Annotated in this window: 22 protein-coding genes; 11 read left to right on the top strand and 11 right to left on the bottom strand. The window is 70.4% G+C overall.

The window, feature by feature from the left end; translation table 11 throughout:
* Positions 1 to 138: 138 nt before the first annotated feature.
* Entirely contained in the window at positions 139 to 2,244 is a 2,106-nt protein-coding gene (locus AB0C16_RS01920; protein WP_357677862.1) for an AAA family ATPase, read from the top strand.
* Here AB0C16_RS01920 and AB0C16_RS01915 read toward each other — a convergent pair.
* On the bottom strand, positions 2,154 to 3,158 hold the full coding sequence (locus tag AB0C16_RS01915; RefSeq protein WP_357677860.1) for a hypothetical protein: 1,005 nt from the start codon (positions 3,156 to 3,158) through the stop codon (positions 2,154 to 2,156). The genes AB0C16_RS01920 and AB0C16_RS01915 overlap by 91 nt on opposite strands.
* Before the next feature lie 187 nt (positions 3,159 to 3,345).
* Positions 3,346 to 3,678 carry an ankyrin repeat domain-containing protein gene (locus tag AB0C16_RS01910; protein WP_357677859.1) on the bottom strand — a complete coding sequence of 111 codons (333 nt, stop codon included), beginning with the start codon at positions 3,676 to 3,678 and terminating at the stop codon, positions 3,346 to 3,348.
* Positions 3,679 to 3,811: 133 nt separating this feature from the next.
* On the opposite strand from AB0C16_RS01910, the gene AB0C16_RS01905 reads away from it, so the two are divergent.
* Complete coding sequence (locus AB0C16_RS01905; protein ID WP_357677856.1) at positions 3,812 to 4,711, top strand: PAC2 family protein; 900 nt, start codon at positions 3,812 to 3,814, stop codon at positions 4,709 to 4,711.
* A gap of 21 nt (positions 4,712 to 4,732) precedes the next feature.
* Positions 4,733 to 5,773 (top strand): Gfo/Idh/MocA family oxidoreductase, encoded by a 1,041-nt coding sequence (locus AB0C16_RS01900; RefSeq protein WP_357677853.1) that lies wholly within the window; start codon positions 4,733 to 4,735, stop codon positions 5,771 to 5,773.
* Positions 5,774 to 5,787: 14 nt separating this feature from the next.
* On the opposite strand, the gene AB0C16_RS01895 is transcribed toward AB0C16_RS01900, so the two are convergent.
* Entirely contained in the window at positions 5,788 to 6,570 is a 783-nt protein-coding gene (locus tag AB0C16_RS01895; protein WP_357677851.1) for a tyrosine-protein phosphatase, read from the bottom strand.
* A gap of 169 nt (positions 6,571 to 6,739) precedes the next feature.
* Here AB0C16_RS01895 and AB0C16_RS01890 point away from each other — a divergent pair, with 169 nt between their 5' ends.
* Positions 6,740 to 7,516, top strand: coding sequence for a hypothetical protein (locus tag AB0C16_RS01890; protein ID WP_357677849.1), 777 nt, complete (start codon positions 6,740 to 6,742; stop codon positions 7,514 to 7,516).
* 142 nt (positions 7,517 to 7,658) lie between these two features.
* Here the strand turns inward: AB0C16_RS01890 and AB0C16_RS01885 are convergent, their stop codons facing one another.
* Positions 7,659 to 9,761, bottom strand: a complete 2,103-nt coding sequence (locus AB0C16_RS01885) for a M6 family metalloprotease domain-containing protein (protein WP_357677846.1) — start codon at positions 9,759 to 9,761, stop codon at positions 7,659 to 7,661.
* A gap of 100 nt (positions 9,762 to 9,861) precedes the next feature.
* Here AB0C16_RS01885 and AB0C16_RS01880 point away from each other — a divergent pair, with 100 nt between their 5' ends.
* Positions 9,862 to 11,022, top strand: coding sequence for a helix-turn-helix domain-containing protein (locus AB0C16_RS01880; RefSeq protein WP_357677844.1), 1,161 nt, complete (start codon positions 9,862 to 9,864; stop codon positions 11,020 to 11,022).
* Positions 11,023 to 11,125: 103 nt separating this feature from the next.
* Here the strand turns inward: AB0C16_RS01880 and AB0C16_RS01875 are convergent, their stop codons facing one another.
* A complete protein-coding gene (locus tag AB0C16_RS01875; RefSeq protein WP_357677842.1) occupies positions 11,126 to 11,545 on the bottom strand; it encodes a MarR family transcriptional regulator in 420 nt (139 codons plus the stop codon).
* Between the two features lie 71 nt (positions 11,546 to 11,616).
* Here AB0C16_RS01875 and AB0C16_RS01870 point away from each other — a divergent pair, with 71 nt between their 5' ends.
* Complete coding sequence (locus tag AB0C16_RS01870; protein ID WP_357677840.1) at positions 11,617 to 13,350, top strand: ABC transporter ATP-binding protein; 1,734 nt, start codon at positions 11,617 to 11,619, stop codon at positions 13,348 to 13,350.
* Positions 13,351 to 13,450: 100 nt separating this feature from the next.
* Positions 13,451 to 13,777 (top strand): DUF5709 domain-containing protein, encoded by a 327-nt coding sequence (locus AB0C16_RS01865; protein ID WP_357677838.1) that lies wholly within the window; start codon positions 13,451 to 13,453, stop codon positions 13,775 to 13,777.
* Here the strand turns inward: AB0C16_RS01865 and AB0C16_RS01860 are convergent.
* Positions 13,770 to 14,423 (bottom strand): HAD family hydrolase, encoded by a 654-nt coding sequence (locus AB0C16_RS01860; RefSeq protein ID WP_357677836.1) that lies wholly within the window; start codon positions 14,421 to 14,423, stop codon positions 13,770 to 13,772. The two genes, AB0C16_RS01865 and AB0C16_RS01860, sit on opposite strands and share 8 nt — an antisense overlap.
* A gap of 98 nt (positions 14,424 to 14,521) precedes the next feature.
* Here AB0C16_RS01860 and AB0C16_RS01855 point away from each other — a divergent pair, with 98 nt between their 5' ends.
* Together AB0C16_RS01855 and AB0C16_RS01850 are read left to right on the top strand one after the other, a co-directional pair.
* Positions 14,522 to 14,713 carry a hypothetical protein gene (locus AB0C16_RS01855; protein ID WP_357677834.1) on the top strand — a complete coding sequence of 64 codons (192 nt, stop codon included), beginning with the start codon at positions 14,522 to 14,524 and terminating at the stop codon, positions 14,711 to 14,713.
* 325 nt (positions 14,714 to 15,038) lie between these two features.
* Positions 15,039 to 15,209: a hypothetical protein gene (locus AB0C16_RS01850; protein ID WP_357677832.1), complete on the top strand. Its 171-nt coding sequence runs from the start codon at positions 15,039 to 15,041 to the stop codon at positions 15,207 to 15,209.
* On the opposite strand, the gene hrpA is transcribed toward AB0C16_RS01850, so the two are convergent.
* Positions 15,199 to 19,080, bottom strand: coding sequence for an ATP-dependent RNA helicase HrpA (gene hrpA, locus AB0C16_RS01845; protein ID WP_357677830.1), 3,882 nt, complete (start codon positions 19,078 to 19,080; stop codon positions 15,199 to 15,201). The two genes, AB0C16_RS01850 and hrpA, sit on opposite strands and share 11 nt — an antisense overlap.
* A gap of 272 nt (positions 19,081 to 19,352) precedes the next feature.
* Positions 19,353 to 20,096, bottom strand: coding sequence for a polyphosphate--glucose phosphotransferase (ppgK, locus tag AB0C16_RS01840; protein ID WP_357677828.1), 744 nt, complete (start codon positions 20,094 to 20,096; stop codon positions 19,353 to 19,355).
* 119 nt (positions 20,097 to 20,215) lie between these two features.
* Here ppgK and AB0C16_RS01835 point away from each other — a divergent pair, with 119 nt between their 5' ends.
* Positions 20,216 to 21,334, top strand: a complete 1,119-nt coding sequence (locus AB0C16_RS01835) for a TIGR03118 family protein (RefSeq protein WP_357677826.1) — start codon at positions 20,216 to 20,218, stop codon at positions 21,332 to 21,334.
* 135 nt (positions 21,335 to 21,469) lie between these two features.
* Here the strand turns inward: AB0C16_RS01835 and AB0C16_RS01830 are convergent, their stop codons facing one another.
* Entirely contained in the window at positions 21,470 to 22,300 is an 831-nt protein-coding gene (locus AB0C16_RS01830) for an HAD-IA family hydrolase (protein ID WP_357677823.1), read from the bottom strand.
* Positions 22,301 to 22,442: 142 nt separating this feature from the next.
* On the opposite strand from AB0C16_RS01830, the gene AB0C16_RS01825 reads away from it, so the two are divergent.
* Positions 22,443 to 23,261: a DUF4253 domain-containing protein gene (locus tag AB0C16_RS01825; RefSeq protein WP_357677821.1), complete on the top strand. Its 819-nt coding sequence runs from the start codon at positions 22,443 to 22,445 to the stop codon at positions 23,259 to 23,261.
* Positions 23,262 to 23,267: 6 nt separating this feature from the next.
* Here the strand turns inward: AB0C16_RS01825 and AB0C16_RS01820 are convergent, their stop codons facing one another.
* Both AB0C16_RS01820 and AB0C16_RS01815 read right to left on the bottom strand, forming a co-directional pair.
* Positions 23,268 to 24,098, bottom strand: coding sequence for an SAM-dependent methyltransferase (locus AB0C16_RS01820; protein WP_357677819.1), 831 nt, complete (start codon positions 24,096 to 24,098; stop codon positions 23,268 to 23,270).
* A 153-nt stretch (positions 24,099 to 24,251) separates the two neighbouring features.
* Positions 24,252 to 25,529, bottom strand: a complete 1,278-nt coding sequence (locus AB0C16_RS01815; protein WP_357677817.1) for a Scr1 family TA system antitoxin-like transcriptional regulator — start codon at positions 25,527 to 25,529, stop codon at positions 24,252 to 24,254.
* Positions 25,530 to 25,579: the final 50 nt, after the last annotated feature.

Below are 25,579 nucleotides of genomic sequence, written 5' to 3'. Positions count from 1 at the left end.
GGAGAAAATCACTCACGGTAGACATGCTACCGAGAGGAACAAAGTCGATCCCTCGGGCCGCGTCGGCCCCCGGACAGCCGGGATCGGCGGAGGTACGATGCCTTGGCAGGTGTCGCCTAACCCCTCGTGAGGCAGCCCATGGCCACGCCGACAGGCTGGCGGCGCGAAGGCAATCTACCGGCGGAGCTGACGAGCTTCGTGGGGCGCACGCGCTTGCTCGCCAACCTCAAGCGCCACCTCGGTGAGTCGCGTCTGGTCACGGTCACGGGGATCGGCGGGGTGGGCAAGTCCCGCACCGTGCTGCGGCTGGCGCACCAGATCAGGTCCCAGTACGAAGACGGCGTGTGGTTCGCCGATCTGGCGCGGCTGCAGGACGCGGGCATGGTCAAGCACACCATCGCCTCCGCCCTGGGCATCGCCGACCAGTCCTCGCGGGCCGAGTCCGAGTCGCTGGCGGAGTGGGTCGGCGACCGGCAGATGCTGCTGATCATCGACACCTGCGAGCATCTCGTCCAGGGCTGCGCCGAGCTGGTCCAGGAGCTGCTGGAGAGCAATCCCCATCTGAAGGTGCTGGCCACCAGCCGCCAGTCGCTGCACCTGCCGTACGAACACGTCGTGCCCGTGCCGCCGCTGCTGGTGCCGGGCGACGATCCGGCCGAGAGCCTGTTCACCAACGAGTCCGTCCAGCTGTTCGCCGCCCGCGCCGGCGCCGTGGTGCCCGACTTCGCGCTCGACGAGCAGAACATCGGCGCGGTGGCCGAGCTCTGCCGCAGGCTCGACGGCATCCCGCTGGCCATCGAGCTGGCCGCGGTGCGCCTGCGGGCGCTGTCGGTCGACCAGATCCTCGGGCTGCTGGCCGACCGGTTCAGCCTGCTCGCGGGGGCCAGCCGGACGGCGCTGCCGAGGCATCAGACGCTGCGCGCGGCCATCGGCTGGAGCCACGAGCTGTGCGATCCGGCCGAGCGGCTGCTGTGGGCGCGGCTGTCCGTCTTCGCCGGCGACTTCGAGCTGGACGCGGCCAGGTCCGTCTGCTCCGATGAGCGGCTGCCGTCGGAGGCGATCACCGATCTGGTGACCGGCCTGGTCGAGAAGTCCATCCTGCTGATCCGGAGCAACCATGCCGGGGTCCGCTACAAGCTGATCGACACGCTGGCCGAGTATGGCGAGGAATGGCTGGACAAACTCGGTCAGACCGAGCAGATGCGCCACAAGCATCTCGAGTACTACCTGAGCCTGGCGGGGCGCAGCGAGGACGCCTGGTCGGGTCCTCGACAGATCTACTGGTTCGTCCGCATGCGGCAGGAGCACGACAACGTGCGCGTCGCGCTCGAGCACGCCCTGCGCACACCCGGCGAGACCCTTCTGGCGCTCACCCTGCTGTCGTCGTTGTGGTTCATGTGGGTGTGCTGCGGCTTCGTCCGCGAAGGCCGCCTCTATCTGGAGCGGGCGCTCCAGGCCAACCCGGGGGTGAGCAAGGAGCGGTGCAAGGCGCTCTGGGTGCTCTCCTACGTCCGCAGCGCCCAGGGCGACAGCACGGGCGCGCTGAGCGCCGCCGAGCAGTGCAGCACCGAGGCCGTCAGGGTCGGCGACTCCAAGGCCGTCATCCTCGCCTCCAAGATGCAGGGCACCGCCGCGCTCCTGCAGGGCGACCTGCAGAAGGCCAGCGCCCTGCTGGGCGTCGCGATCGAGTTCAACACCGACAACAAGGAGCTCAACCCGGGCCTGCTGCCCGCCATCGTCGAGCTGTCGATCGTGCTCACCGCCCAGGGCGAGCTGTACGAGGCCGAGTCGCTGCTGACCGACTGCCTGCAGGTGTGCAAGGAACGAGGCGAGCTGTGGGTGAGCTCCTACGCGCAGTGGGCGCTGTCGATCACTCGTCTGGCCACGGCCCGGGCCGAAGACGCCCTGCAGAGCGCGCGTGAGGCCCTGCGGATCAAACGCCACTTCCATGACACGCTCGGCACGCTGCTGGTGCTGGAGACCACGGCGAGGGTCTTCGCCGCAGGTGAGGAGATGGCGCTGGCCGCCCGGCTGCTGGGCGCGCTGCACCAGAACTGGAAGACCGCGGGCCTGCCGATGCTCGGCGCTCCGTTCCTGACCACCGACCACGAGCAGTGCGTCAAGGAATGCCAGCGGACGCTGGGCGAGCTGCGTTACAAGAACCTCTTCGAAGAGGGCTGCAGGCTCGACCTCGACGAGGCGTCCTCGCTCGCGCTGGGCGAGCTGGACGCTCCTGGAGACTGACGACCTCCGGTCTCCGGCCAGCGGGTCCCGGTGGGCCAGGCGTGGATGTAGCGAGCGCTGCCGAGCGAGAACTGAATGTGCCCGCGCACCCAGTGTTCGAGGCCCCGCACGTATTTACGGACCGGCAGCGTGGCCCAGTGGTCGAGTGACCCGAGCCGGGCCTGGAAGGCGGCGATCACGTCGTTGTGCATTCTCGACACCTCTTCCAGCGCCTCCTGCAGGGTGAGGGCCCGGTGCGTCGCGAGCACGGTGACGAGGTTGTGCCTGGCCTTGTCCTTGCCGCGCTCCTTGGCGTACGAGAGCAGGTCGTTGTCCCAGCCGATGAGGTCGCAGGCGAGATCGGACAGCGCCCGCACATCGGGGTGGTGCCATTCCTCCGCCTCGAGCCGGTAGCCGCCGCCCACGTCGATCAGGGCGAAGCAGGTGAAGGTGGCTCCGGTGATGCGCCGCATCAGCACGTACTCTTCGAGGGTGGGGATGAGGTCGATTTCGCGATTGGCCGCCTCCCAGATCTGGGCGAAGAGATACTCCTTCACCGTGGTGCGCCAGCGGTCCACCTGGGCCGGGGTGGCGGTCGCCGAGATGCGGTGGAAGAGCTCGTGGAGCGTTACGCCGAAGGGGTCGTCGCTGTCCGGCTTCCTGCGGCCGTCGAGAATCTCGAGGAGCGGCGGCAGGGCGCGGGCGAGCGCGGCGGCCCGGTGTCCCATCGACTCCCCCTCGCAGAAGGCGTCGTCGAACGCGAAGAGCCAGTTGTACCAGTCGTTGATCAACCTGAGGCTGTCGCGCGGGACGGTGGGGTTCGTCCGTGCGGCCAGCAGGCCGATTCCGGAGCGCCGGAAGTGCTCGATCGTCTTGGGACCGTCAAGCATGTTGGAGGCGGCCAGCCAGGCATGGCTCTCCGCGTCGACCTCCACGGCATGCACGTTGATGTCACTGGGGAACGGGCATGGCAGCGGAGGGATGCGGAGGGGTCGGCTGCCGAAGGAGGAATGCGCAGAAGTAGCCATTCATACAGCATGACGATGGAGCCTTCGAAAGGCTACGCTCGTTTACTTCCCGACCATTTCCTAATATGTCACGCTATGAATGGCTTTGTCGGAATCATTCAAGAAACTGATCTTTTGCGAACATCTTGGCGGTGTCCATCGCGGATGGATTCCCGGCCCTCGGGTCGGCTCCCGCGTCCAGCAACGCTCTGACCACGTCAGGCTCCTTCTTGAACACGGCGCCCGCGAGCGGTGTCTGGCCACGGTCGTTGGCGCGGCCCGGGCCGGCGCCGAGCCCGGTGAGCATCCGCACGGTCTCGGCGTGACCGTGATAAGCCGCCGGAATCAGCAAAGTGTCACCTTTGTCGTTGGCGAGGCCGGCGGGCACCCCGGCCGCCACGTAGGCGCGCGAGGACTCCGTCTCACCCGCCCTCGCCAGGGCGAACAACCTGGTGGCGAACCCCTCCAGCTCCGGGTCCCCGTCCGTGCTCCTCCTTGTGCCTCGATAGTGTGCCCTGCACGGAATCGTTCCGGCTCGCCGTAGGTTCTGGAGAGAGTACCTAGGGAAAGGCTGTCCAACCGTGTTCGACCCGACGGATCTCTACAAGCTCGCAGACGACGTGCCCGAGCTGGCCGATCCGGTGCTGCTCTACCATTTCGACGGTTTCGTCGATGCTGGTGGTGCCGGACGCCTTGCGCTGGGCCACCTGCTGGCCGAGCTGGAGCACCGGGTCGTGGCGACATTCGATGTCGACCGCCTGCTCGACTACCGCTCCCGCCGCCCCATCATGACCTTCGACACCGACCGGTGGGTCGAGTGCGAGGCCCCCGCCCTGACCGTCCACACCGTGCGCGACACCACCGGCACGCCCTTCCTCGTCATGACCGGCCCCGAGCCCGACAGGGAGTGGGAGCTGTTCACCAGGGCGGTCGGCACCCTTCTCGTCAAGCTGGGCATCAGCAAGATCGTCACCCTGCACGGCATCCCGATGGCGGTGCCGCACACCCGCCCGCTCGGCGTCACCATGCACGCCAGCCGCCCCGAGCTGATCAACTCGCAGACCAGCTCGTTCGGGCGGGTCCAGGTGCCGGGCAGCGTCGCCGCCCTCCTCGAATACCGGCTGGGGGCCGAGGGCCACGACGCGGTGGGCTACGCGGTGCACGTGCCGCACTACCTGTCGCAGGCCGAGTATCCCCATGCCGCGGTCGCCGCCCTGGAGGCGGTCACCAGGGGCACCGGCCTGGTGTTCCCCATGGACGAGCTGCGCGAGGCGGCCCGGCGTACGACGACGGAGATCGAGGAGCAGATCCAGGCCTCGACCGAGCTGTCGACCGCGATCAACGGGCTGGAGCAGCAGTACGACGCGTTCGCCGGCGGCGCCGAGCGCGAGAACCTGATCGCCGAGACGACCCAGATGCCCACCGGCGACGAGCTGGCGGCGCAGTTCGAGCGCTTCCTGGCCGAGCGTGATGACGAGTGAGGGGCACGTTAGCCTGACCGGATGAGCGAGATCGACGTCGGCCTGGTCGGCTACGGCACCGCGGGGGCCTGCTTCCACGCCCCGCTGATCGCGGCGACCGCGGGGCTGCGGCTGGCGGCCGTGGTGACCCGCGATCCGGCGCGGGCGGCCGAGGTCGCCGGCAGACACGGCGCCGTGGCGGTGCCCGACGTGGAGCTGCTGTGGGATCGGTGCGACCTGGTGGTCGTGGCCTCACCCAACCGCACCCACGTGCCGGTGGCGGCCGAGGCGCTCACCCGGGGCAAGCCGGTCGTGGTCGACAAGCCGCTGGCGGGCAGCGCCGCGGAGGCCCGCGCGCTGGCCGCCCTCGCGAGCGAGCGGGGGCTCATGCTGACCGTGTTCCACAACCGCCGCTGGGACGGCGACTACCTGACCGTGCGCGAGTTGGTGGACGACGGCGCGCTGGGCGAGGTGCTCCGGTTCGAGTCGCGTTTCGAGCGCTGGCGGCCGGTGCCCAAGGGCGGCTGGCGGGAGGCCGGCGGCCCCGAGGAGATCGGCGGCCTGCTCTACGACCTGGGCAGCCATCTCGTCGACCAGGCGATCCAGCTGTTCGGCCCGGTTCGCGAGGTCTACGCCGAGACCGACGCCCGGCGTGAGGGCGTCGCCTCCGACGACGACACGTTCGTGGCGCTCACCCACGCCGGCGGCGTCCGCTCGCATCTGTGGGCCGGCGCGATGGCCGCGCGCCTCGGGCCCAGGTTCCGGGTGCTGGGCTCGGCCGCCGGCTACCTGAAGTACGGCCTCGACGTGCAGGAGGAGCGGCTCCGGGCCGGCCTCTCGCCCGCCACGCCGGGGTTCGGCGAGGAGGGCGAGGACCGGTGGGGCACGCTCGGCACCGACGAGCGGGCCATCGCGGTCCCCACCCTGCCCGGCCGCTACCTCGACTTCTACCGGGGCGTGGTGGCCTGCCTGCGCGAGGGAGCGCCGCCGCCGGTCGATCCGGCGGGCGTGATCGACGCGCTGGCCGTCCTCGACGCGGCCCGCCTGTCGGCGACCCAGCGCATCGTGGCGCACCTGGGATGAGGCGCGAGCCGGGCTTAGTCGCGCAGGCGGGAGCGCACCGCCTCGGTGTCGTCGCGGGTCCAGCCGTGCAGTTCCAGCCAGCCGCGCGGCCCGCCGAAGCGGTCGTCGAGCACGCCGAGAAACTGCTCGATGTACCTCGGCCTCGGCATGTGGTCGTCGGCCGGGCGCGAGTCGAGGTCGTCGCGGTAGGTGGTGCTCCTCCGCAGCCGGCGCAGCACCAGCTCCAGCCGCTCCCCGGTGGCCGCGTAGTCCTCGACGATCGCCTGCCTGGTGGCGCCCGCCACCTCCAGCGCGAGCGCCGACAGCACGCCGGTGCGGTCCTTGCCCGCCGCGCAGTGGACCACGGCCGCGCCGTCGTCCAGCGCCATCGCGCGCAGCGCCGCGACGACCGCGTCCGGCCGGTCGCGCAGATATCCGTAGTAGAACCCGGTCATCCGCAGGTCCTCGTCCAGCCGGCGCTCCTGCCAGGGCAGCACCCGGTCCGCGTCGATGGTGTCGGCCTCGACGTCGGTGTGCCTGCCTCCCTCGGCGAACAACGTCAGATGGTGGTGGGTCACCTCGGCCACGCGGGCCAGCGGGCCGGGTCCCTCCAGGGTGACCTCGGCGGTCGAGCGAAGGTCGACGACATGGCGCAGCTTGAGCTCGCTGACCAGCCGGGACACGTCGCCATGCGTGAGTCCCTGGAGATTGTCCGCACGAAAAATACGGCCATAACGGGTGACTCCACCGTCAACGGTGGGCAATCCTCCCAGGTCACGGACGTTGACCGCGCCTTCCAGGTCTATCCATCTCGTCATCGCGTTCATCGCTCTGACCCTATATGTCCGCTAAAAATGAGCGGATTCGAGGTTCATAACGCAGCATGAACCTATGGATCCGCGTGCTCTGCCCCCGCGGCTGGTGATAGATCCATCCCTGCCGCCGGACATATCGATCCAGCTTCGGTCCAGCCCGCAGGTGCTTCGCATGGCCCGCACCGGGTGGCGGATGGAGCCTTCGTACAATCCCGTCCTGCTCTTCGTCCTGCCCGGCTTCCTGCTGCTGATCTGGATGCTGACGAGCACGGCCGGCATGGTCGTGGCCGCCGTCGGCATGAGCCTGATCGCGCTGATGCGGTGGATGGCCGTGGGCTCCTCCAACCGGGCGAACAAACGGCGCCTGCGGCTCGCCCACGAGCACGCCGCCCGCTACGTCCTGCCCGAGGACCTCGACTACCCCTGCCAGATGCTGCTGCGCCGCGCCCAGGACGCGGTGGACACGATCCTGGCCTCGCGGGTGCACCAGGCCGGGCTGATCGACACCATCGACAACCAGGTGACGCTGCCGGAGGAGGTGTGGCAGATCGCCCAGCGGCTGGCCCGGCTGTCGGCCATGCACCACGAGCACGGCCGGCTGATCCCGCGCGAGCTGCCCTCGGGCCTGGAGGACGCCTTCAAGCCGTACACCACGGCGCTCGACGCCGCCTGGACGTCGCTGTCGAAACGGATCCGGCGCCTGGAGGAGTACGCCAAGCAGGTCCTGCGGGCCGACCAGGTCTACCACGCGCACCAGAGGCTGGAGGCGCTGGCCGCGCGGACCCCGGACTACCAGCAGCTGATCGCCGAGACCGTGCGCGACGAGGTGGCGTACGAACGCATCCGGGAGCTGGGCGAGCAGGCCCGGCACGTGCGCAAGTTGTTCGAGGAGAGCATCGACCAGGCCCGCCAGACGGCCGGCGAGCTGATCAGGCCTCCGTCGGCCTGACCGGCTCCGGAGTACGGCGCCCCGCCGGCCTCGTCGCCGAGGTCCGGCCAGGTCCGACGGGCCGCCGAGGCCCGCGAGGTCCGGCCAGGCCCGGCGGGGTCCGAGGGGTACGGCCACGAGCCGGCCGTACCCCGTCGTCCGCCTACTGGCCGATCACGTGACAGGTGGCCTGCACCGTCTTGCTCGGGTCGCTCTCCGAGGTGGCGGTGAGTTCGACCTTCCCGAGCGGGGCGCCGCCCGCGTCGCGCACGGCGTTGACCGTGACCGTCGACCGCTTGCCGAAGTCGACGGCGGCCAGGGAGTTGGGCAGCTGGGCGGTCCAGCCCTTGCCCTGCGCCTCGGCCTTGAGCCGGTAGACGTCGCCGTTGAGGTAGGCGCTCACGTCCTCAGGGTGCTGTCCCTGCGCGGGGGCCGCCCTGCCGGTGTTGAACAGCGGGAACGTGCAGGTGGACACGCCCTTGCCGGCGGGCACTCCGGCGGCGGGCAGCAGCCTGACGCCGCGCTTCTGCGGGCCCGCTCCGTCGAGGGAGCGGACGGCGACCGTGTAGGACAGCGCGCCGTCATGGTCACGCTTCAGGTCGGTGACGTAGAAGTGCAGGCGGTTGGCCTCGTCGACGTACTCGTACTCGCTGCCCGAGTCGGTGCCCGCGTGGAAGAGGGCGTCGGACAACTGGCGGTAGTCGCCCATGGTGATGGGCACCTCGGTGCCGTCGGGCAGCACGTAGTCGGTCATCCCGATGTCCTGCGGGTTGGCGTCGACCACCCAGATGAACGGCGACCGGTCCTGGTCCTTGGTCTTGGCCAGCAGGACTCCGGAGTCGGGGGTGAAGGAGTCGCTGCCCATCCGGTCGACGACCTCGACGGTGTAGTTGTCGTAGCCGCCGCCGTCGCACAGCGGGTCGGTACGGAAGTCGCAGGCGGGGCTCTTGTCGCCGGTGCCGAAGGCGATGTTGAGGCCCATCAGCCCGTCCGGTCCTGGCTGCACCGCCCGGGCGGTCACCCTGGCGGTCACCAGGCCCGACTCGTCCAGCGCGTCACGCGAGAGGTTCAGCACGTTCTGCTGGTCGACCATCTGCAGCTTGATCTTGTTGCGCAGCATGTGCTGCGCGCCCATGGAGGAGCCGGCGGTGGGCGGGATGAGCCAGCGGCTGTGCGGGCCGCCGGGGCCGTTGAAGGTGCCGCGGCTGAGCATCTCCCAGATGCCGGAGTACGCCCTGCGCAGCGGCACTCCGTACGGGTTGTTGTAGTTGTCGGCGATGCCCATGATGTGGCTCAGCTCGTGGGCGTAGACCGACATGCCGGAGCTCTCGGCCTGCACCGAGTCGACGCCGAAGCGGGCGTTGGGCCAGAAGGTGGATCCGGCCTGCCAGGAGGTCCAGTCGACGTAGCGGGTGGCCGACCAGTTGGGCAGGGCGGGGTCGGGCGGGCCGAACTCGTCGGTCACGTCCTCCTTGGTGGGGAACTTCATCATGCCGAACTCCTGCCAGGTGGACGACTCGTCCTGGCCGGCGCTGACGTAGAAGACGAAGTCGAACTGGGCGGCGACCTCCTGGCCGACGGCGGCGATCCAGGCCGCGTTGCCGTCGGTGCGCAGGTTGCGGTTGCAGGTGTCGCCGCTGGGGCAGGCGCCCCGCTGGTACTCCATGGCGTACTCGTGGTCCTTGCCCGGCATCGTGTAGGGGCCGAAGCCGGTCAGCTCCACGCCGAGGCGGCCACCGGAGTCCTCCATCCAGTATTCGTGGATGGTGTGCCCCTTGTTCAGCTCGTTCGGGGTGTTGAGGAAGTCCTGGTAGAACTTGGCCACCTGGTCGCGGGGGATGTCGTGGGCCTCGGCGCTCGGGTTGCCGAAGATCGTCGAGCCCTTGGGCTGGGTGACGACGAACTCCTGGTTGGGATAGTCGAGCAGGACGAGTGCGCCCTTGAAGGTGCGCATCGAGCCCTTGACCGCCGGGTCGTTCCAGTTGGTGCCGGGCGGCTTCTTGTAGTCCGCCCACGTCATGTGGTCGGGGTTCTTCCAGTTCTGCGGGTCGATGGGCTTGAGGTCCGCGACCGGGCGGCCGCGCAGGGCCTGGTTGTCGGCGGGTGCGTCGCGCTGCCAGGGCTGGGTCTGCGGCCAGTGGTTCTGTCGCCAGGGGTGCTCGGGATCAGCGGGGGGTGCTGCGGAAGCGGGGGTGGCCATCAGGCTCAGCGGGACCAGCACCAGGGTCGCCAGCAGGCCTTTCAGCAGCTTCTTCGGGGCGTTCACCAATGGGACGGTATAGGCGATATTGACAGAGATCACCGGACAGCTGTAGGGAAGACCCATAGTCGTCTTTCCGACATTTGTCGAAATATCCAGGTGAGTTGTGGCCGACCTCCAGCGGACCGTGGACGAGCTCGCGGCGCGCCTCGACCGGCCGCTGCTGCTCGAAGATCACCTGCAACGGGTCGTCGCGTACAGCGAGCAGAGCGGCGCCATGGACGACATCCGCCGCGACTCCATCCTGCGTAGGCACACCACGCCGGAGGTGCGCGCGTGGCTGCGCGCCTCGGGCATCGACGGCGCCTCCCTCCCGCTGCGCACCCCGGGCGCGCCGGACCTCGGCCTGCTTCCCCGCGTCTGCGTCCCGGTACGGCACGACTCCGGGCTGCTCGGATTCCTCTGGTTCATCGACGCCCCGGTCATGTCCGACACCCAGGTCGCCGAGGCCGCCGCGGCGGCCCCCGGGCTGGCCCTGGCGCTCTTCCACGAGAGCCTGGCCACGGGCCTGGCCTCGCACCGGGAGCTTGAGGCGGTCACGGGGCTGCTGCTCGGCGAGCGGAACGCGGCCCTCCAGCTGATCGAGGCGGGCGCCTTCCCGCAGGCCCAGCCGGTGACCGTGCTCGTGGCCAGGCCGCTGGCGGCCGAGCCCGACCAGGCGCTCAGGCTGGCCCTGGAGCAGGGGCTGCTGGCGCTGCGGCGGCGGCTGAGCGGGCACCACCCGCTGCACCTCGTGCGCTACGACCACGCCGTGCTGCTCACCGCGGGACCCGCCGCCTCCCCGGAGGAGCTGCACGCGGCGATGCCCGTCCCCGTGGCCGTGGGAATCGGCCGGCCCCGGCCGGCGCTGGCCGCGGCGTCCGGGTCCTACGTCGAGGCGCGGCACGCCGCCGAGGTCGCCGCCCGGGTGCCCGGCCTCGGCCGCTCACTGGAGTGGACCCGGCTCGGCGTCTATCGGATGCTGACCCATCTGCAGCAGCACGAGCTGCACCCCGGCCTCGAACCACTGCTGGCCGACGCGCACCACCTGCCGCTGCTGGAGACCCTGGAGACCTATCTGGACCTGGCGGGCAGCGCCGTCGCCACGTCGCGGGCGCTGCGGCTGCACCGCACCTCTCTGTACTACCGGCTGCGGCGCGTGGAGGAGCTGGCGCGTACGGATCTGAAGGACGGCGGGGAGCGGCTGGCCCTGCATCTCAGCCTCAAGCTGGCCCGGCTGTCCGGCCGCTACCTGCCCCGCGACTCACGCCCGCCGACGCCCACCTGACCCGGCCTACCCGAGCATTCCCACCCGAGCATTCCCACTCGAGCACTCCCATCTGAGCACGCCCATCTGAGCACGCCCACCCGAGCATTCCCCCCGAGGACGCCTAGCGGAACTGGGCGTCCACCGCGCTCAGCAGTTCCTTGAGCTGGTCGCGCTGCTCCGCCGAGAGCACCGCGAACAGGTCCTGGCCGGCCTGCCGGCGAGCCTCGCGGGCGCGTTCGTAGATCTCGCGGCCCGCCGGTGTGATGACCAGCAGGGTCGAGCGCCGGTTGGCCGGATCGACCTCCCTGCGCACCAGCCCGGCCGCTTCGAGCGCGTCGACGACGGGGGTGACCGAGCGCGGCACGATCCTCAGCTCGTCGGCGAGCTGCACCATCCTGAGCGGCCGATCGGCGTCGATGAGCACACGCAGCGCCCGCGCCTGGCCGGGACTGAGCCCGAGCGGCTCCAGCCGATGCAGATAGCCATGCCGCAACCGGCGGCCGACCAGGTGCATGAGCTCGGAGAGCTCCACGTCGTCCATGGTTCAAGCCTAGTGGGGGAACAACTATGAGTTAACCTCTGTTTGAGCAAGCATCCGAAAGGAGTGTCCGCTTGGCCGAGGAACCCCGCGTCCCGTTGAGGCGCATCGTCCACCTCTTCCGCGCCTACCGGGGCCGCCTGGCCGTGGTGGGCTGCCTCATCCTGCTGTCGTCGCTGGTGTCGCTGGCCTCGCCGTTCCTGCTGCGCGAGGTGCTGGACGTGGCCATCCCGGCGCGTGACACCGGCCTGCTCGCGCTGCTCGCGCTGGGCATGATCCTGGTCGCGGTCACCACGAGTGTGTTCGACGTGCTCCAGACGCTGGTGTCGACCACCGTCGGCCAGCGCGTCATGCACGACCTGCGCACCGCCGTCTACGGCCACCTGCAGCGTATGTCGCTGGCGTTCTTCACCCGCACCAGGACCGGCGAGGTCCAGTCGCGCATCGCCAACGACATCGGCGGCATGCAGTCGGTCGTCACCTCCACCGCCACCTCCCTCATCTCCAACCTCACCACCGTCATCGCCACGGTCGTCGCCATGGTCGCGCTCGACTGGCGGCTGACCGTGATCTCGCTGCTGCTGCTCCCGGTCTTCGTGTGGATCAGCCGCAAGGTCGGCGCCGAGCGCAAGCGGATCACCTCCGAGCGGCAGCGGAAGCTGGCCGTGATCTCCTCCATGGTCCAGGAGTCGCTGTCGATCAGCGGCATCCTGCTCGGCCGCACGATGGGCCGCTCCCCCGAGCTGGCCCGCCGTTTCACCGACGCCTCCGACGAGCTCGCCGACCTCGGAGTCCGCTCCAGCATGGCCGGGCGGTGGCGGCAGTCGTCGATCCAGATCGTCATGGCCGCGATGCCCGCGGTGATCTACTGGGCGGTCGGCCACACCGGCGCCATCTCGGTCGGCACCCTGGTGGCCTTCACCACGCTGCAGGCGGGCCTGTTCAGGCCCACCGTGTCGCTGCTTCGGCTCGGCGTCGAGGTGCAGAGCTCGCTCGCGCTGTTCGGCCGCATCTTCGAGTATCTCGACCTGCCCGTGGACATCCACCCCGGCACACGCACGCTGAGCGGCGTGCGCGGCGAGGTCCGCTACGACGGCGTCGACTTCGCCTACGGCGAGGCGGCCACGCTCACCGGCGTGGACATCACCGTCCCGGCGGGCACCAGCCTGGCGGTCGTCGGGGAGACCGGGTCGGGCAAGACCACGCTCAGCTACCTGCTGCCCCGGCTGTACGACGTCACGGGCGGCCGGGTCACGATCGACGGCGTCGACGTCCGCGACCTCACCTTCGAGTCGCTGGCCCGCACGGTCGGCGTCGTCTCCCAGGAGACCTACCTCTTCCACGCGTCCATCGCCGACAACCTCCGCTTCGCCGACCCCACGGCCACCGACGAGGAGCTGGAGGCGGCGGCCCGCGCGGCGCGCATCCACGACCACATCGCCTCGCTGCCCGACGGCTACGACACGCTGGTGGGCGAACGCGGCTACCGCTTCTCCGGGGGCGAGAAGCAGCGCCTGGCCATCGCCCGCACGCTCCTGCGCAACCCGCCGGTGCTCGTCCTGGACGAGGCCACCAGCGCGCTCGACACGCAGACCGAGCGGGCCGTACAGGAAGCCCTGGACACGCTCGCGAAGGGCCGCACCACGATCACGATCGCGCACCGCCTGTCCACGATCCGCGACGCCGACCAGATCGTCGTCCTGGACCGCGGCCGGGTGGTGGAGCGCGGCACCCACGACGAGCTGCTGGCCCTCGACGGTCACTACGCCGCGCTCGTCAGCAGGGATCGGCCGCTCGAACCGGTGTGACGCCGGCGGTCGTTCCCCGACGGGCAAGGAAGCGTCGACGGAGGCCCCAGGGGAGACCAAATCCTAGGTTTTCGGCGGGCTCCTGGGTAAGAGGACGGGTATGACCGAACAGCCTCCGGACAGGTACGGCCTGGCCGACGAGCAGGAGATCGAGGTCGAGGAGTGGACCGACGACCTCGGCCGGGAGCATCGCATCGAGGGGGACGATCCGAGGCACGAGGACACCCTCGACGAGCGGCTGTGGCGGGAGAAGCCCGACCGGGAGAAGCCGGCGCCTCGGCCGGGGCACCGTCTCACCCAGCCCGACGAGGGCCTGGCCCCCGACGACGAGGGAGACGAGATCGGCGAGGACTGGGGCGAGGACTCCGGCGATCTCTCGGCCGAGGAACGCGCGGTCTACGTCGAACCCGATGACGAGATCAGGTGAGACCCGCGATGGCGGGCAGCAGGGAGGGCAGGTCGTCGACGATCAGGTCGGCGGCCCTCGCCCGCGGCCGCTCGGCGTGCAGGTGCCCCCACGGCCCCCTGCGCAGCAACGCCGTCCGCATGCCCGCTCCGGCCGCGGGCAGCACGTCGTTGTCGAGCCGGTCGCCGACGTAGAGGATCTCGGCGGGCTCCCTGCCCGCGATCGCGGCGACCTTGGCGAAGAACTCAGCCGCGGGCTTCGACACGCCCCAGCCGTCGGAGGTGTGCACCGAGTCGACCGGAAGGTCCATGGCGACCAGCGCGTCGTAGGCCCGGGCGGGCTGGTTGCCCGCGATGATCACCTGGTGACCGGCCGCGCGCAGCCCGGCGAGCGCCTCGCGGACGTCGGGGTAGAGGTCGTCGGCGTCGAAGTGGTTGCGCAGGCCGTCCGGCTCGTCACGCTCCCAGGCCGCCAGCTCCGCCTGGATGTCGATGCCGGGCCGCACGAGCTCGAACGCCTCGCGGTGGGAACGATCCAGGGCGGCCATCCCGCCGAGCGCGCCCATCATCACGAACCTGCTCACTCCCAGGCGGTCGGCCCAGCGCGACCAGATGCGCGTCTCGTCGATGAGCGTCTCGCCGACGTCGAACACCACTGCCTTGATCATCAAACCCCCCACTCGTTCGTCCCCCCACTGTACGGATCCGTACCGAATCACTCGACCGGGGATCGAACCGGTCGCCTGACCATGAAGGGGGATGTTCCATGCCACGAGAGGGCGACACCAGGAACCGGCAGCTCGACGACCTGCCCGCGACCGCCGACCAGGACGTCTGGCACGACTACACCACCGACCTGTTGAAGGTGATCAAGCGCGGCGTGCGGCGGCGGCCGGGCGAGCGGATCTCGGAGACGCCCGACAAACCGCTGCCCACCTGGTGGCCCACCCCCAACTGAACCGGGGCCGCACGACGGCCGCCTCGCTGCCGGCGAGGCGGCCGTCGTGTGCCGGAAGGGGTCCACCCGCAGGCGCGCAAGTACGATACTCAGGGTGCCCGTTCGAGCACGCGCGGGAGCTGTTCGACGCACTCCCCGAACTCCCCGGCTTCCGGGCCGACGTCGTCGATGGAACTCTCATCGTGAGCCCCATAGGCACCCCCGAACACGCTGACTGCGCCATGGCGCTCTACCGCGCCCTCATTCCAGTCATGGACGCGCATGATTGGAAGAGACGCGCAGGTAACGTCGATGTCTGCAGCCCCCGCTCTACGCGACCGGCGGCGTGCCGATCTACCTGCTGATCGACCTCCTCGCCGAGCCGCCGTCGGTCACGGCCTACAGTGACCCGCGCGACGGCGCCTACCTGGCGAGCAGCACGGTGCCGGTCGGCTCGCCGCTCCGGTTGCCCAGCCCGATCGACGTCGAGCTGGACACGTCCATCTTCAAGGTGTGAGCTTCTCCATCGCCTTGGCGATGCGTTTCTCCGAGACCGGGGCCGGGGTGCCGAGGGTCTGGGCGAAGAAGCTGACCCGTAGTTCCTCGATCATCCAGCGGACCTCCACGACGTCGGGGTCGGAGCGCCGGGCGGGGGGCAGCTTGGCCAGCAGGTCGTGGTAGTCGTCCTCGACCTTGTGCACGCGGTTCATCCACTCCTCGTCGCGCCACGGCTCCTCGGGGAGCTTGGCGAGGCGGCGTTCGACGGCCCGGATGTAGCGCAGGAGGTCGGGCAGCCGGCGGTGGCCGGTGGCGGTGACGAAGCCCGGATAGACGAGCCTGGCGAGCTGGTCGCGGATGTCGTCGGCCGAGGCGCTGGAACGTGCCGACTCCAGCCCGGCGCCGACCGTGTGCCAGACGCTGAGGATCTGCTCGACCCGGGCCAGCACGTCGGCCGAGGTGGCGTGGAGCTCGGCCCGGACGTGCTGGTAGAGGCGGTCGAAGGAGACAGGGTCCCAGGCGGGGCCGCCCCGGTCGAGCATCAGTTTGTCGATCGCGGCGTCGACCACGTCGTCGAAGAGGGCGACCGCGCCGCCGTGCGGGCTGCGCGACAGGGCCAGCTTGGCCTGGTTGGACAGGCCGCCGAGCAGTGACCTGGCCGGGTTGGTGACGTTGAGCAGGAGCAGCCGCCGGGTGCCGGTCCAGTGTGACCGGCGCTGCTCCAGCTCGGTCTCGAAGATCTTGATGGAGACCGAGTCGCCGTCGTCGACGAGGGCCGGGTAGCCCTTCATGCGGCCCTGCTCGAACACCTTGGGCAGGGTGCCGAAGCTCCACGTGTGCAGCCCCGACCGCTCCAGGTCGTCGGCCGCGGCCGAGAGCGTCTGGCGCAGCCGCGGGGCGAGCCGCCGCTTCAGCGCGTCGAGGTCTTTGTCCTCGGCGACCGTGCGCCTGCGCTCGTCGATCACCCGGTAGGTGATGCGCAGGTGGTCGGGCACCTGGTCGAGCCGCCAGGCGTCGTGCGGCACCCGGACGCCGGTCAGCCGCAGCAGCTCGCGCTCCACGGCCTCCAGCAGCGGCTCGCCGCCCTGGCGGACGCCCTGGAGCACCTGCTTGGCGTAGTTGGGGGCGGGCACGAAGTTGCGGCGCAGGTGTTTGGGCAGCGACCTGATCAGCGCGGTGATCAGTTCCTCGCGCAGGCCGGGGATCTGCCAGTCGAACCCGTCGGAGTTGACCTGGTTGAGCACCTGGAGCGGCACGTGCACGGTCACGCCGTCGGCGTCGGCCCCGGGCTCGAACTGGTAGGTCAGCTTCATCCGCTGGCCCAGTTGCCGCCAGGTGTCGGGGTAGTCGCGGGCGCTGACGTCGGCGCCCTCGTTGACCAGCATCTCGGGCGAGTAGGTCAGCAGGCCGGGCTCGGTGGCGCGGGCCTTCTTCCACCACGAGTCGAAGTGCCGGGCCGAGACGACGTCGGCCGGCACCCGCTGATCGTAGAAGTCGAACAGGGCCTCGTCGTCGACCATGATGTCGCGGCGGCGGGCGCGGTTCTCGAGCTCCTCGACCTCTTCGAGCAGCTTGCGGTTCTCGCGCAGGAACGTGTGGTGGCTGTCCCAGTCGCCCTCGACGAGCGCGTGCCTGATGAACAGCTCGCGCGACAGCTCGGGGTCGATGCGGCCGTAGTTGACCTTGCGCCCGACCACGAGCGGCACGCCGTACAGGGTGACCTTCTCCAGCGCGATCACCGCGCCCTGGTTCTTCTCCCAGTGCGGCTCGGAGTAGGCGCGTTTGACCAGGTGCTGCGCGAGCGGCTCGACCCAGTCGGGCTCGATCTTGGCGTTGACCCGGGCCCACAGCCGTGAGGTCTCGACGAGCTCGGCCGACATCACCCACTGCGGCTGCTTCTTCGCCAGCGCCGAGCCGGGAAAGATGGCGAAACGGGCGTTGCGGGCGCCGACGTATTCCTGGATCGGCCGGCGCTCGCCTGCGGCCCGCTGCTTGTCGACGACGTCCTTGACGCCCACGTGTGACAGCAGGCCGGCCAGCAGCGAGACGTGCACGCTCTGCGGCTCGGCGACCTGGCTGCCCGGCTGGGCGCCGAGCGACTGGCGCAGCTGGCTGTAGATGTCCTGCCATTCGCGGACGCGCAGGTAGTTGAGGAACTCGGCCTTGCACATGCGCCGGAACGCGCTGGAGGACAGCTCCCGTTGCTTGTCCCCGAGGTAGTGCCAGAGGTTGAGGTAGGACAGGAAGTCGGACTCGGGGTCGGCGAAGCGGCGGTGTTTCTCGTCGGCGTGCTGCTGCTTGTCGGACGGGCGTTCGCGGGGGTCCTGGATCGACAGCGCGGCGGCGATCACCATGACCTCGCGCAGGCAGCCGTTCTTCTCCGCCTCCAGCACCATGCGGCCGAGGCGGGGGTCGACCGGCAGGCCGGCCAGCTTGCGGCCGACGCCGGTGAGGTTGCCCTGGGCGTCGAACGCGCCGAGCTCGTGGAGCAGGCTGACGCCGTCTCTGACCTGGCGGCGGTCGGGCGGCTCGACGAACGGGAACGCCTCGATGTCGCCCAACCCGATCGAGGTCATCTGCAGGATGACCGAGGCCAGGTTGGTGCGCAGGATCTCGGGGTCGGTGAACTCCGGCCTGCCGAGGAAGTCCTCCTCCTCGTAGAGGCGGATACAGATGCCGTCGGAGGTGCGGCCGGAACGGCCCTTGCGCTGGTTGGCGCTGGCCTGCGAGATGGCCTCGATGGGCAGCCGCTGCACCTTGGTGCGGTGGCTGTAGCGGGAGACGCGGGCGAAGCCGGGGTCGACGACGTATTTGATGCCGGGGACGGTCAGCGACGTCTCGGCCACGTTGGTGGCGAGCACGACGCGGCGGCCGGTGTGGCGCTGGAACACACGGTGCTGCTCTGCGGCGCTCAGGCGGGCGTAGAGCGGCAGGATCTCGGTGTTGCGGAAGTCGGCCTTGGCGAGGGCGTCGGCGGCGTCGCGGATCTCCCGCTCGCCGCTCAGGAAGACGAGGATGTCGCCGGGCCCCTCGGTGACGAGCTCGCGGCAGGCGTCGACGATGCCCTGCGTCTGGTCGTCGTCCTCGTCGAGCGGCCGGTAGCGGACCTCGACGGGATAGGTGCGGCCGGACACCTCGATGATCGGCGCGTCGCCGAAGTGGCGGGAGAACCGCTCGGGGTCGATGGTGGCGCTGGTGATGACGATCTTGAGGTCGGGGCGCTTCGGCAGCAGCTGTTTGAGGTAGCCGAGGATGAAGTCGATGTTGAGGCTGCGCTCGTGGGCCTCGTCGATGATCAGCGTGTCGTACTGCTCCAGCAGCCGGTCGTTCTGCAGCTCGGCCAGCAGGATGCCGTCGGTCATCAGCTTGACCAGGGTGCGGTCGCTCGCCTGGTCGGTGAAGCGCACCTTGTAGCCGACGACCTGGCCGAGGTCGGTGCCGAGCTCCTCGGCGACGCGCTCGGCGACCGTGCGGGCGGCGATGCGGCGGGGCTGGGTGTGGCCGATCATCCCTCTGACGCCGCGGCCCAGCTCGATGCAGATCTTGGGAATCTGGGTGGTCTTGCCGGACCCCGTCTCACCCGCGATGATCACGACCTGGTGGTCGCGGATGGCCGCGAGGATGTCGTCCTTGCGCTGGGCGACCGGCAGGTTGTCGGGATAGCTCACCTCGGGCACGGCCTCGCGGCGGCGGGTCAGCCGTCGCTCCGCGCGTTCGACGTCGGCGAGGATCTCCGCGGCGATCTTTTCCCGGGCCTCGCGGGAACGCACACGGCGCGCGCCGTCGAGGCGGCGCCGGAGTCGCCGCTGGTCACGGGGCATGAGCTCGGGCAGGCGTGACTGCAGCTCGCCGAGCTCGGAGTGAGGAGAGGACAACGCAGAGGTTCCCATACTGCTTTCAGGATATTTGAGCCCCGCGCGCCCGGGGCCAACGACCCATGCTGCCTGACCATGGCGGGAGCCCGCATCCCAATATCGTCCCGTGACCGTCCTCGGCGGGCCCACTCTCCCCAGAGTCGTACGTCGTGGACGGTCACGGTCATCAGTGAGACTCCTGAGCGCCCGTTGTGGTTGCCACCCGGAGCCACTTTCCTGATCATGCCGATCATCGGGCGTGAACGGTGACCGCGCCGGGACGGCCCGCGCGCCGCCGGGCGGGTGACCTACCGGATGGGGGCCGGCTGAGGGGCCGACTGGGCGGCCGACTGGGCGGCGCCGATGATGCCCGCCTCGTTCTGCAGGGCGGCGGGCACGATCGGGGTGTCGATGTGCACGTGCGGGAGCCATTTGCCGGGCCTCTTGCTCACGCCGCCGCCGACGACGATCAGCGAGGGAGAGAACAGCATCTCCACATGCCGGAGATACTCCTCCACCCGCGCGGCCCATTTCTCCCAGGTGAGGCCGGACTCCTCGCGGGCGCGGTCGGAGGCGCGCTGCTCGGCGTCCTTGCCCTTCAGCTGCAGGTGGCCCAGCTCGGTGTTGGGCACGAGGACGCCTTCGGTGAACAGCGCGCTGCCGATGCCCGTGCCGATCGTCAGGATGAGGACGGTCCCTCTCCGGTCGCGGCCCTCGCCGAAGGTCATCTCGGCCATGCCCGCCGCGTCGGCGTCGTTCAGCACGGTGGCGCCGCCGAAGAGCTCGGCCGCGTCGACCCCGATCCAGGAGTGGTGGACGTTCGCGGCCGTCATGACCACGCCGTCGCGCACCACGCCGGGGAACGTCACCCCGATGGGGCCGGTCCAGGAGAAGTGGTCGACGATCCGCGCGACCACCTCGGCGACCGGGCCCGGCTTGGCCGGCTGCGGGGTGGGGACGCGCAGGCGCTCCTGGGACAGCGTGCCCACCTCGACGTCGACGGGTGCGCCCTTGATCCCGGAACCACCGATATCAATCCCCAATACGTCCATAACACTCCATCTCCCCTATCGGCGTCGAATAACGCTCTGCCGGATATTTCTGGACCTCACTGAACCCGCCCCGGGCCGCCCGCGTATCTCGCGTCACAAGCGCTAACAAGGAGGCACGGATGCGGTTACGCATCATCACACTCTGCGCTGTCGGAGTCGTTCTGGGAGCGACTCTCGCCACTCCCGCACAGGCCACCCCTCGCAACAGGTTCGACGTCGTCAACCTCGTCGCGGATGTCTCGGGCAAGGCTCCCGTCACCGACCCCAAGCTGGTCAACCCCTGGGGGCTGGCCATGGGCAAGACGTTGTGGGTGTCCGGCACGGGCAGCGGCAGCGCCACCGTCTATTCCGGAAACGGCAAGAAGGAGCAGACCGAGGTCAGCATCCCCGGCGGCGCCCCGACCGGCCAGGTCTTCAACCCCACCGAAGGCTTCACCGTCAAGGGCAAGCCCGCCACGTTCATCTTCGCCAGCCCCAGCGGCGCGATCACCGGCTGGAACGCCGAGGTCGACCCGAAGAACGCCATCATCGCCGCCTTCACCCGCGGCGCCGACTACAAGGGTCTGGAGATGGTGCGGACCGACGACGGCGACTTCCTGCTGGCCGCCGACTTCGCGAACGGCCGCGTCCACGCCTTCGACTCCGAGTTCCGGCGGATCCGGCTGTCGCAGTCGCAGTTCAGGGACCGGGCCATCCCGTCCACCTACTCGCCCTTCAACGTGGCGGTCGTGAACGGGAACATCTGGGTGGCCTACGCGCTGCGTGACGCCTCGACGGGCAAGTCCGTCGCGGGCGCCGGCAAGGGCTTCATCAGCCGCTTCGACGCGAACGGCCGCCTGACCGGGCGGATCGCGCGTACCGGGCTCAACGCCCCCTGGGCGATGACGGCCGCGCCGAAGGCCTTCGGGCGGTACGCCGGTGCGCTGCTGGTCGGCAACTTCGGCGACGGCACCATCCACGCCTACCGCCGTGGACGCCACCTGGGCGCGCTCACCAAGGCGGACGGCCGCACGATCACGCTACCCGGGCTCTGGGACCTGGAGCCGGGCACCTCGGCCAACGGCGGCGAGAACGCCCTGTGGTTCTCGGCCGGGGCCGACGGCGGCCGGCACGGACTGCTGGGCCTGATCCGGCCCGCCGGGTCGCGTTCGACGGTGACGGCGCCGACGACGTCTCCGACGCACTCGCCCAGCCCCACGAAGAAGCCCAGCTCGTCGTCGCCGTACGGCGGGTACTGACAGGGGCACTGACTGAAGCACTGGCAGGAGCGCTGACAGGAGCGCTGACAGGGGCCGCTGACGTTTCCGGCGCGGCTGGCGCGGGCCGTGCCGGAAACAGGCGGCGCACGAAGGCGAGGGGCCCGGATGGCCGGCTCAGCCGAGGGCCGCGGCGAGATCGGCGGCCGTGCGGAAGTGGACCCCGGTCATGCCGAGGGCGCGGGCGCCCTCCACGTTCGCCAGCCGGTCGTCAACGAACAGGCAGCGCTCGGGCGCGGCCCCGGCCCGCTCGGCGGCGATCTCGTAGATGCGCCGGTCGGGCTTGGCCACGCCGACCCTGGCGCTGCTGACCACGTCGTCGGCGAAGTAGGTCAGCCCGAGCCGTTCGAGATGCTCCTCCAGGGTGTCCATGGCGTTGGTGACCAGCACCACGGGCATCCGCTCCTGGGCCCTGGCCAGCAGCAGCCTGACCTCCTCGTCGACCCGGAACGGCACCTCGACGAACTCCGCCACCGCCCGCCTGGCCCGCTCGTCGCCGCCGAGGGCGACCACGATCGACTCGGCCCACTCCCGCTCGGTCACCCGGCCGAGCGTGGCGGGCACGAGGAGGGCCGGATCGAAGGCGGTCTTCATCAGCGGCAGCCCGTATCGGGCCTCGATCTCGGCCTGGACGGTGTGGTCGAACCGGCGCAGCACGCCGTCGAGGTCGCACAGAACAGCGTCGTAGGTCACAGCCAGCCATTGTGCCGTGCCGGCCGGGCGGCCTCGATCCGGTTCCGGGTGTGGGTCTTGCCGAGGGCGGGCGGCGGTGGCGTAGCGGATGCCCTGGTACAGGCGATATGTTCCGGTCGCGGTGCCCCGTACCGCGCCCGCGTCCGTCCGCACGACCGCGGGGTCCGCCGTGCCCGTGTCCGTCCCGGCGGCCGGGCCCTCCGCGCTGGTGGCACATCCTGTGAGTAGTACGGCTATGGCCGGCAGAATCTTCATGAGCCCACGGTCGCGGACCGTCGGCGCCTGGCAGAAGGTCCATCGATCCGGGATCGTACGGGACAAAAGTCCCAGCCCTCGGAGGCGTGTCGGTGCCCCCCACTACCATCTCCCCGACGGGTCCAGAGCGGAACGGTAGGGCATGAAGGATCACCGGCTGCCACGCGAGCTGTGCCGGCTGTTCGCCGACGGCGGCAGGGGGCGCACCCTGTCGGCCGTCCTGCCGGCGGGTGAGGTCGTCTGGCCCGACCCCGGCTACACCCGGCAGGGCGAGGCGGCCCGGCCCGCGTTCTGGATGAGCGACGAGCCGGCGACGGGCGCCGAGTGGGCCCGGTTCCGGGGCGAGCACCCGCGCAGCGGCCTGTGGCCGGTGCTGCTCGACGAGTCGACCCAGTCCTGGTCGATCGGGCAGGTCGTGCCCGACGACGCGGCGCAGATCGACCACTTCACGGCCGAGGGTTTCATGGCGGAGGTGTGGCAGGAGTGGGTGACGCAGATGCCCTCCGACGCGCTGGACGAGCTCGACCCCTACGGCGCGATCTGCCCGGGTCTGGCCCCGCCGGGTGTTCCCGTGGCCGATCCGGGCGCGGTGGCCGACTGGCACGCGGAGCAGCTGGCCGGCCGGGGGCTGCCGCTCGGGCTGGTCGCCGCCCACCGCGGCGCCGACGCGCTGGCCGTCATGGGCTGGCAGGGGGCGCTGCACCACAACGAGTGGATGGTGCCGCTGGCCGCGGTGGTGCGGAGCTGGGAGGACCGGTTCGGCGCCCGGGTCGTGTGCGTCGGCTTCAACACGCTCGAGCTGAGCGTGGCCGCGCCTCCCGTCAAGCCGGAGCACGCGCTGCACGTGGCGGCCGAGCACTGGGCCTTTTGCCCCGACAACGTGGTGCAGGGTCCCGGCGACCTCCAGGGCTACGCCGAGGAGATCGCCGGCGGGCACACCTGGTCGTTCTGGTGGGACTGACCCCGCTCAGATGAGGCGGGCCACCGCCCCGTAGTTGCCCGAGGAGCCGGGCTGTTCCAGGCAGGCGGTCTCGGCGCCGTCCGGCCGCCACTCGGGCACCCACACGAGTCCCGGCGTCACCAGGTCCAGGCCGTCCAGCAGCGCGGTGACCTCGGCCCTGTCGCGGATCGCGTGGCCGGGCAGGGTCATCGCCAGCAGGTCCCTGGCGGCGGGCAGCAGCTCCGGGGGGATGCCGTCGAACGTGGTCTGGAGTAAGGCCAGGTAGCTGTTCGCGGGGGCGGCGTGGCGCAGGCACTTGATCACGTGCTCGGCGTGCTCGTCGCCGACGCCGTGCATCGAGACGAGCAGGATGCCGACGGGCCGGTCCCAGTCGAGGAACGTGCGCACCACCCGGTCGGACAGCAGGTCCTCGACCTGCCGCGCGTCCCCCTCCACCACGCGCATCGCGTCGGTCACGGGTTCGATCGTGGCCCGCGCGTTGGCCAGCACCATGGGGTCGTTCTCCACGTAGACGACCCGGGCCTCCGCGCCGCCCAGCGTGTCACGGGCTATGTCATGCAGCTGATGACCGGTGGGCAGGCCGCTGGGCACACCGCTGCCGATGATCAGATACTGGTCCACTCCGGCGAGCGCCAGATGCCGCACCACCCGGGCGAGAAAGCCCAGCACGGCACGGGCCGCGGCGGTGGTCACGGGGGTGGCCTCGTCATAGCGGCGCACGGCCTCGCGGTCGGCCACGAAGTTGTTCTTGCCGCCCGCGGCGGCGTCCAGCATGCGGGTGATGCGAGCCTGGGACATATCGAGTTTGGCCAGATTACGGATGGCGCGCTCGTTCATTTCGTCTCGTCCCTTTCCCCTCGCCAGGCAATGCCGGGAAAGTTCTGGCCTCGGTCTCACTCGGAACCAAGTTAAAAATGATCCAAATGTCCCAACAATTCAACACATTGGGGCCAATAAAATCGGGAAATATTAGTTTCCGACTTTATTCGATCATCCTCGGGCGATCCGGTCACGGTGCGTATACAGCAGGTCGAGGGTCTCCTCGCGGGTCGTCGTGGTGACCGACAACTTGGTGAAAGCCTGGTGATAGGCCTCGACGGCGGCCGAATCCGTGATCAATTCATCGGACTCGGCGGAGTGCGCGCAGGCGATGTCGGGCTCGAAAGCCTCCGGGAAACGCCAGAGCGTGAACGGGCCCGTGCGCGGCAGATAAGCCGGATCTTGAATGGGCACCACGTGCAGCGAGATGTGAGGGCGCTTCGCGTACTCGAGAAGCGTTTCGAGTTGCGTCAGATGCACATGAGGCTCAGCGATCGAACGCAGCAGCGCGCTCTCGTCCATGATCGCCCACACGACCGGGCCGCCCTCGGTCACCGGCTTCTGGCGGGCCGGCGCGAGCCGGGCGGCGGCGTCGAGGGAGTCCTGCCCGAGCGTGGCCGGCCCGGCGAGGGCGATGGCCGCCCGTGCGTACTCGTCGGTCTGCAGCAGCGCCGGGACGAGCTGCGGGTGGTAGGTGCGGATCACCGAGGCGCGCTGCTCCAGCGCGTAGGCGGCGGCCAGCCAGACGGGCACGGAGTCGTCGTCCCAGCGCACCGGCTCACGCTCGGCGCGGGCCAGCGACAGCACGTGCTCGCGGACGGGCAGCGGGGTCACGCCGTAGAGGTCGAGCAGGAGCTCCACCGTGGCGGGGGCGGGCGCGACGGCGCCCGCCTCGATGGCCTCGATCGCCGCCTTGCCCCGGCCCAGGGCGGTCTCGACCTGCTCGGGTGACATGAGCACGGCCAGGCGCAGGCCGCGCAGCCGCCTGCCGAGCGCGGCGCGCTGCGCGTCGGTGAGCACGGCCGCCGCCTCGGGGATCTCCAGGATCTCCGGCTCCGGCTCGGGCCCGGGCTCCGGCTCGGACAGGCCCTCGGCCCTGCGGGCCAGGCCGATCACGTCGCGCACCACGTCCAGCGAGGTGTCGGACAGGCCAGCGGCGGACTGCCCGATCTGCCCGATCTGCCCGCTCACGCCGGCCGGGCGCGGGATCCGCTCCGCGCCGGGCTCGGCGTGCTCCTCGCCCACCAGCCAGCCCACGCTGACCTGCAGGCAGGCGGCCAGGGCACGGAGCACCTGGAGCGTCGGGTTGGTCTGCTTGCCGGTGCGCAGCTGGCTGACGTAGGCGCGGGTGATCGGGATGCCGGCCCTGGTCAGCTCGGCGGCCACCTGGGCCCCGCTGTAGCCGCGCTTCCTCAGAGCGAGGTCGAGTCGCTCGGCGATGTTCGCCACCCCGCACCTCCTGCCGCCCGTAGCGCCTCCAGCGTAAGGGAAGCCGGGCG

Source organism: Nonomuraea sp. NPDC048916 (assembly GCF_040649575.1).
In the GTDB taxonomy this organism is placed as follows: Bacteria; Actinomycetota; Actinomycetes; order Streptosporangiales; family Streptosporangiaceae; genus Nonomuraea.
The sequence above is the reverse complement of the archived record's forward strand: the minus strand, read 5'-3'. Positions and strand labels throughout refer to the sequence as shown.

Excerpts from the sequence above, each read along its gene's own strand:
- AB0C16_RS01860 (WP_357677836.1), bottom strand. The coding sequence starts at position 14,423 with ATGATCAAGGCAGTGGTGTTCGACGTCGGCGAGACGCTCATCGACGAG.
- AB0C16_RS01830 (WP_357677823.1), bottom strand. The coding sequence starts at position 22,300 with ATGAAGATTCTGCCGGCCATAGCCGTACTACTCACAGGATGTGCCACC.
- ppgK (WP_357677828.1), bottom strand. The coding sequence starts at position 20,096 with ATGGACGTATTGGGGATTGATATCGGTGGTTCCGGGATCAAGGGCGCA.
- AB0C16_RS01875 (WP_357677842.1), bottom strand. The coding sequence starts at position 11,545 with ATGGACGACGTGGAGCTCTCCGAGCTCATGCACCTGGTCGGCCGCCGG.
- AB0C16_RS01920 (WP_357677862.1), top strand. The coding sequence starts at position 139 with ATGGCCACGCCGACAGGCTGGCGGCGCGAAGGCAATCTACCGGCGGAG.
- AB0C16_RS01890 (WP_357677849.1), top strand. The coding sequence starts at position 6,740 with ATGGCCCGCACCGGGTGGCGGATGGAGCCTTCGTACAATCCCGTCCTG.
- AB0C16_RS01835 (WP_357677826.1), top strand. The coding sequence starts at position 20,216 with ATGCGGTTACGCATCATCACACTCTGCGCTGTCGGAGTCGTTCTGGGA.
- AB0C16_RS01825 (WP_357677821.1), top strand. The coding sequence starts at position 22,443 with ATGAAGGATCACCGGCTGCCACGCGAGCTGTGCCGGCTGTTCGCCGAC.
- AB0C16_RS01820 (WP_357677819.1), bottom strand. The coding sequence starts at position 24,098 with ATGAACGAGCGCGCCATCCGTAATCTGGCCAAACTCGATATGTCCCAG.
- AB0C16_RS01855 (WP_357677834.1), top strand. The coding sequence starts at position 14,522 with ATGCCACGAGAGGGCGACACCAGGAACCGGCAGCTCGACGACCTGCCC.
- AB0C16_RS01900 (WP_357677853.1), top strand. The coding sequence starts at position 4,733 with ATGAGCGAGATCGACGTCGGCCTGGTCGGCTACGGCACCGCGGGGGCC.
- hrpA (WP_357677830.1), bottom strand. The coding sequence starts at position 19,080 with ATGGGAACCTCTGCGTTGTCCTCTCCTCACTCCGAGCTCGGCGAGCTG.
- AB0C16_RS01895 (WP_357677851.1), bottom strand. The coding sequence starts at position 6,570 with ATGACGAGATGGATAGACCTGGAAGGCGCGGTCAACGTCCGTGACCTG.
- AB0C16_RS01865 (WP_357677838.1), top strand. The coding sequence starts at position 13,451 with ATGACCGAACAGCCTCCGGACAGGTACGGCCTGGCCGACGAGCAGGAG.